The 6960-nt window shown below is 44.6% G+C and carries 5 protein-coding genes and 1 pseudogene; 3 read left to right on the plus strand and 3 right to left on the minus strand.

Going from position 1 to position 6960, the window contains the following annotated elements; all coding sequences use genetic code 11:
* A pseudogene (locus NJ959_RS23510) lies at positions 1-696 on the minus strand (ATP-dependent helicase); the annotation flags it as partial.
* A gap of 184 nt (positions 697-880) precedes the next feature.
* Here NJ959_RS23510 and NJ959_RS23515 point away from each other — a divergent pair.
* Positions 881-1018 carry a hypothetical protein gene (locus NJ959_RS23515; protein ID WP_254014177.1) on the plus strand — a complete coding sequence of 46 codons (138 nt, stop codon included), beginning with the start codon at positions 881-883 and terminating at the stop codon, positions 1016-1018.
* Positions 1019-1180: 162 nt separating this feature from the next.
* On the plus strand, positions 1181-3334 hold the full coding sequence (locus tag NJ959_RS23520) for a polyribonucleotide nucleotidyltransferase (RefSeq protein ID WP_254014178.1): 2154 nt from the start codon (positions 1181-1183) through the stop codon (positions 3332-3334).
* Between the two features lie 187 nt (positions 3335-3521).
* Here the strand turns inward: NJ959_RS23520 and NJ959_RS23525 are convergent, their stop codons facing one another.
* Positions 3522-3710, minus strand: a complete 189-nt coding sequence (locus NJ959_RS23525) for a type II toxin-antitoxin system HicB family antitoxin (protein ID WP_254014179.1) — start codon at positions 3708-3710, stop codon at positions 3522-3524.
* Positions 3711-3754: 44 nt separating this feature from the next.
* On the minus strand, positions 3755-5317 hold the full coding sequence (locus NJ959_RS23530) for a hybrid sensor histidine kinase/response regulator (protein ID WP_254014180.1): 1563 nt from the start codon (positions 5315-5317) through the stop codon (positions 3755-3757).
* 271 nt (positions 5318-5588) lie between these two features.
* Between NJ959_RS23530 and purB the strand changes: the two genes are divergently transcribed.
* Positions 5589-6884 (plus strand): adenylosuccinate lyase, encoded by a 1296-nt coding sequence (gene purB / locus NJ959_RS23535; RefSeq protein WP_254014181.1) that lies wholly within the window; start codon positions 5589-5591, stop codon positions 6882-6884.
* Positions 6885-6960 lie beyond the last annotated feature (76 nt).

Genomic DNA, 6960 nt, shown 5'->3' on the forward strand with positions numbered 1-6960 from the left:
CTCCCCACTCCCCATTCCCAAATACCCACGACAAGCTGATGGCATGATCTGAATAAATTTTGCCAGACGCTCTCGATCTGTGGCACTATCGAGGAGGGGTTCCCAACAAGCTACGACATCACCATTAGACTGACGATATACTCCTGGTAAAAATTTACACCGTGTCAATAAATCCAAACTCCACCGACAAATTTGAGACCAAAAACGCAATTCAGCACCCACATAAGCATCTGAAGCTTTAAATGAGCCTAAAGGTAAAGATTGGAGAAATTTGACTGCTTGTAAAGGAGTGAGACATAACCCTTCAACTTGCCACAATTGCAGCACTAAAGGTGGGGAATCTATTTCTGTGGTGGGTATTTTGCTAGACAGTAGGGGGTAAGCGGCTGCGCCCTTAGCTGCGGGTTGAGTTGGTAGGGCAATAATTTGCTCCTGCCATTGGTGTAAATTTGGGGGGAGGTTTCCTTTTCGACTGCCTGAATTATTTTCTCCAGATGTAGTGGAAAATTTACCAATTGAAAGATTATGCGATCGCGAAAATTTGGCAAATTCCGCCTGTGTCATTGCCAGAGGATGAGGTGAAACACCGCTGTCTGTAGGGGGGGCGACAGATGCCATGGCACGCCACATTTCTCCCCAAATAAATAAATGCCGATCGTATTCGTTATTTATCCAACTGCCATGTAAAATTGCCATGTTGTTATTTGTTGTTTGTTATTTGTTATTGGTTATTGGTTATTTGTTGTTGGTAATGGTGTGAGATCCAATTGTTGATTATTCTTGGTTATCACTCTATTGATAGGTTAAATATTTATTGTTTTGGTTTAAATAAAGCCTCTCATCTGTAAAACTACTGATAAATAGACTACCAGATCCAAGGATGACCAATGACCACGGACAACTCAGCAATGACCACGGACAACTCACCAATGACAACGGACAACGGGAGCATCCCGATTTGGAAGAAATGCAGGTTGTATTCTTGCTCCCCCCTTTGACAAGGGGGGCTGGGGGGTAAAAACTTTGTCAAAAAACGAGTATCTTTGCCAAAGTGGGATGCTCCCCGGACAACTCACCACTGACAAACAACAAACAACAAACAACAAACAACAAAAGGCCATAAGTGCTAGGATTGCGACAGAGAAAACAAAAGGATAAAGCAAGAAGGACAAAGTACCAAATGGTAGAGTTAAACAAGTCAATATCTTTTGACGGACGGGATATTCGGCTTCAAGTGGGTTTGCTGGCACCACAAGCGGGGGGTTCCGTCCTGATTCAGTCAGGGGATACGGCTGTTTTGGTTACCGCAACTCGATCGGCGGGTAGAGAAGGGATTGATTTTCTGCCCTTGTTGGTTGATTACGAGGAAAGGCTATACGCAGCAGGTCGAATTCCCGGTGGTTTCCTGCGACGAGAAGGTCGTCCTCCGGAAAAAGTGACGCTGATTAGCCGCCTGATTGACCGACCTTTGCGTCCCTTATTCCCCGGTTGGCTGCGAGATGATATTCAAATCGTAGCAACAACCCTGTCCATGGATGAATTAGTCCCGCCAGATGTTTTGGCAGTAACCGGGGCTTCTATTGCCGTATTACAAGCCCGGATTCCATTCTACGGACCTATGGCAGCCGTGCGCGTCGGTTTAGTAGGGGATGATTTTATTATCAACCCAACCTACAGAGAAATTGACAATGGAGACCTAGATTTAGTGGTCGCGGGTTCCCCTGATGGGGTGATTATGGTGGAAGCTGGGGCGAACCAATTGCCGGAACAGGATATTATTGAGGCGATTGACTTCGGCTATGAAGCCGTCCAAGAGTTAATTGCAGCTCAACGAGAACTGATGGAGGCGTTGGGGATTGATATCGCATTTGAGGAACAGCCCGAAGTATCCTCTGTACTGGATGAATTTATTCGCGATCGCGCTTCTGGCAAAATTAAACAAGTCCTCGGTCAATTTCACCTAGATAAACCCAGTCGGGATAAGGCACTAGATGAGATTCAGGCAGCGGAAATTACTACTGCGATCGCCCAAATGCCAGAAGGAGATCCCCTGCGAGTCGCTGCTGCTGTCAACTCCCAAGTAGTCCCCAGTCTATTCAAAAGCCTGACCAAAAAGCTGATGCGGGCGCAAATTGTGGAAGACGGGGTTCGGGTTGATGGACGGAAACTAGATCAAGTACGTCCTATTTCTTGTCAAGTCGGTTTATTACCACGGCGAGTCCATGGTAGTGCATTATTTAATCGGGGACTAACTCAGGTGCTATCTACCGCCACCTTGGGAACTCCAGGAGATGCCCAAGTCTTAGATGACTTGAATCCCGAAGACGAGAAACGCTACCTACACCACTATAATTTCCCACCCTTTTCCGTCGGTGAAACCAAACCCATGCGATCTCCTGGTCGTCGGGAAGTCGGACACGGTGCATTAGCAGAACGAGCCATAGTTCCTATATTGCCAGCAAAAGAGGATTTTCCCTATGTGATTCGGGTCGTATCTGAGGTGCTATCCTCCAATGGTTCCACCTCAATGGGTTCCGTTTGCGGCTCTACTCTAGCGCTGATGGATGCTGGAGTCCCCATTCTTAAACCCGTTAGCGGCGCAGCGATGGGTTTGATTAAGGAAGGAGATCAATTCCGAATTCTCACAGATATTCAAGGGATTGAAGACTTTTTGGGAGACATGGACTTCAAAGTCGCCGGAACCGATACCGGAATTACGGCGCTACAAATGGACATGAAAATCACAGGCTTGTCCATGGAAATCATCGCAGATGCGATTAAGCAAGCCGGACCCGCACGCCAACATATTTTAGAAAGAATGCTGGCAACCATGGACAAACCCCGTGAGGAAATGTCCCCCTTTGCTCCTCGCCTATTTACGATTAAGATCGATCCAGAACTGATCGGTTTGGTAATCGGACCTGGCGGTAAAACGATTAAAGGTATTACCGAACAAACAGGTGCAAAAGTAGATATTGAGGATGACGGTACTGTGACAGTATCGGCAATGGAAGCGGATAAGGCGAAAAGAGCGATCGCACTTATTCAAGGCATGACACGCAGGCTATCAGAAGGCGATGTTTATGTTGGTCGAGTTACCCGCATTATTCCGATTGGTGCTTTTGTGGAAGTGCTACCAGGTAAAGAAGGGATGATCCACATTTCTCAACTAGCGGATTATCGCGTTGGCAAAGTCGAAGATGAGGTTGCTGTCGGCGATGAAGTGATTGTCAAAGTGCGAGAAATTGACAATAAAGGTCGAATTAATCTCACTCGTTTAAACATCCATCCAGACGATGCAGCAGCCGCCAGATCGGCAGCAGCTAATACCTGATCAGAAGTGAGATGTGAGATATGAGATATGAGAGTAATTTTTACCCTCATTAATTTAGGATAAAAGTAGGAGCGGGTTTGGCTTGATTGTAAAACCAAAATACCGCTACCTCAACCTATTAAACCCGTCCTGACAATAGAAATATAGGGGCGGGTTTGGCTTTGATTTATGGTTTTAGATCTAAGATTTATACCAGTCTGTTTTGAATTTCCGCTTCGTTAGCAGTTTCAAAAAACAACTCTAATGCTTCAATCAGGTTAAGCCGAGCTTCTTCAACCGTGTTACCCTGACTAGCAATATCTAACTCTGGGCAGAAAGAAACATATCCATCTCCTTCACGCTCAATAATTCCGGTAAACTGACGAATTTGCTTCATAGTTAAGTTATGGTTTCACATAAGCACTAATTGGACATTAACCTCTAACCTTTAGCCTCTAACCTCGGTAAAGAAACAGTCACCGTAGTGCCCACATCAACTTCACTCTCAATCGCAATTTCACCCTGATACAAATCCACACATTTTTTGACAATACTTAGTCCCATGCCTGTGCCACCGACTGTACTCACATTGCTCGCTCTAAAGAAGGGAGAAAATAGTCTAGTTTGGTCTATTTTGGGAATACCAATACCTCGATCTTTAACTTGGAAAATTATTCGCTCCTTGTCACCAAAGAGCAAACAATCAATAGTTGTGCCTTTGGCAGAATATTTGATTGCGTTTGCCAATAAATTAATTACAATCTGTTGTAGCAGATCCTTATCTAAATTGACATAATCGATGAAACCTCGAACCGTGAAATTGATATTACAGCGATCGCCCACCTGATTTTGGCGATCGTTTATTAATTCGCGGCAGAATTCTTCCACATTTAGCGGTTCCAGATTCAACTCTATTTCACCTGATTCTATTTTTCCGAATGTGAGAACCTCATCCACAAGTTGAGCCATTTGTCTCACACCACCTTGAATTCGATCTAAATAGGTTTCTTTTTTCTCTTCCGATAACTTAGGTCCATAGCGTTTCAGTAGCTCTGTGGAGGTTAAAATTATAGCTAAAGGAGTACGATATTCGTGAGAAATAGTAGCAATAAGGCGGGATTTCAGTTCACTGAGTTGTTGTTCAACAATCAAGGCTTTACGAACTTCAGCTTCCGCTTTTTCACGTTCGATGATTTCCGTTGAGAGTCTCACCTTTTCTAATTCCAATACCTCAGATTTACGGCGTTCGCTAATATCCCAAAATACCAAAACTGCACCATTAGCGGTGTCACTTTCTTTCCGCATGGGGGAAACACTATCAGCGATGGGTATTCTCCTCCCATTTCTGGCAATTAGTACTCTACTATTTCCCAATAAATCAATAGTTTCACCTTCCAGGAGAAGCATCACCGGATTCTCTACCAAGGTATCAGTAACTTCATCAAAAATTTGCACAACTTCCGTAATGCTTTTTCCTAAAGCTTCGACAGACTGCCAACCAGTCATAGTTTCAGCAACTGGATTGATATAAGTGATACAGCCCGTCTCATCAGTAGCAATTACCGCATCACTCGTTGAGTGCAAAATGGTAGAGAGAAATTCCTCTCGTTCCGCTAGCTGCCGTTCCATCTTATGCTTATAAAGCCCAATCTCAATTCCGATGCGCAAATCTCTTTGATTAAATGGCTTGACAATATAGCCAAATGGCTCTGTCACCTTAGCGCGCTCTAAGATAACTTCCTCTGAATGAGCAGTCAAATAAATTACGGGAATCTTGAATTGAGAGCGAATCTGGGCTGCGGCTTCAATACCATCAAATTTGCGGTTTTTCAATACGATATCCATTAAAACCAAATCCGGGAGGTTTTGGGCAACTGAGGCGATAGCAGCCGCACCCGAATTCACGAAACCAGGAACTTCGTAGCCGAGTCGTTTAAGTTGCTCGGAAATGGCACAAGCCGTAATCATTTCATCTTCAACTATCAGAATCTTTGGCCCTGCCACGTCACTTATCCTCTCGTATAAATAGAAATTTAACTGGGAATGTTAAATTATCGGCAATATCTAATTCTAATATTCCCAGTCTGAAGCACGCGATCGCAGACTTGACAAAACTTGATCAGGAATTACGCATAAACCGGGTTTATTTCACGGGATAGTGCGTAACTCTCCTCACCCCTCACCTCTTACCTATCACCCCTCACCTTAGACTTCTCACGCAGCAAAATGCTCATGAGGTAGTAGAATATGACGGTTGTATTTGGCGATACAGGCATTGATCGAGCGTTATACCCTGCCCGAAATGGGCCAATTGTGGACAGATACCTATAAGTTTAAAACCTGGCTTCAGGTTGAAATCGCCGTTTGCGAGGCACAAGCCGAGTTGGGTAAGATTCCAGCGGAGGCGGTGGAAGAAATTAAAGCCAAGGCAAATTTCGATCCGCAGCGAGTGCTAGAAATCGAGGCACAAGTGCGCCATGACATGATTGCCTTTCTCACCAACGTGAATGAGTATGTGGGAGATGCGGGGCGGTATATCCATTTGGGATTAACGAGTTCCGATGTTTTGGATACTGCTCTAGCGCTGCAACTAGTAGCTAGTCTCAATATTATACTAGAACGGTTGGAGGATTTGATTCAAGCGATTCGCTATCAGGCTCAACAACATCGCTATACTGTGACAATTGGGCGTTCTCACGGTATTCATGCCGAACCCATTACTTTTGGCTTTAAGCTGGCAGGTTGGTTAGCGGAAGTATTGCGTCATCGGGATCGGCTTAATTATCTGCGCCAACAAATTGGAGTTGGTAAAATTTCCGGTGCGGTGGGAACTTATGCCAATATTGATCCCCGTGTGGAAGCCATTGCCACCCAAAAATTAGGACTGGAACCGGATACTGCATCTACTCAAATTATATCTCGCGATCGCCACGCTGATTTCGTGCAACATTTAGCGCTCTTAGGCGCTTCTCTGGAAAGGTTTGCTGTGGAAATTAGAAACCTGCAAAAAACCGATGTTCTAGAAGTAGAAGAATTCTTTGCTAAAGGGCAAAAAGGTTCTTCGGCTATGCCTCATAAACGGAACCCAATTCGTTCGGAAAGAGTGACAGGAATGGCGCGAATTTTGCGAAGTCATGCGGGTGTTGCTCTGGAAAATGTCGCACTATGGCATGAACGGGATATCTCTCACAGTTCCGCTGAAAGGGTTATTTTACCTGATGCCTGCATCTTGAGTCACTTCATGTTAGTGGAAATGACGGATTTGGTGAAAAACCTATTGGTTTACCCAGAAAACATGAAGCGAAATATGAATGTTTATGGTGGTGTTGTCTTTAGTCAGCGGGTATTATTAACTTTAGTTGAAAAGGGGATGAACCGGGAAGAAGCTTACAGTATTGTCCAGTCTTGCGCCCATCAAGCTTGGAATAAACTGGATGGTAATTTTCACGATTTGATTGCTAAAGATGATCGTGTTACTAGTCATCTAACGCCGGAAGAGATTGAAGGATGTTTCGATCCTCAACACCATTTCCAAAATTTGGAGGAGGTTTATCAGCGGTTGGGGATTTAATGGGGAGTGGGGAGTGGGGAAGAGAGTTTTGAGTTTTGAGTTTTGTTAGCGCAGCGGGACGAAGTCCGTTTTGAGT

Source organism: Limnofasciculus baicalensis BBK-W-15, assembly GCF_024178385.1.
GTDB classification, from domain to species: domain Bacteria; phylum Cyanobacteriota; class Cyanobacteriia; order Cyanobacteriales; family Coleofasciculaceae; genus Limnofasciculus; species Limnofasciculus baicalensis.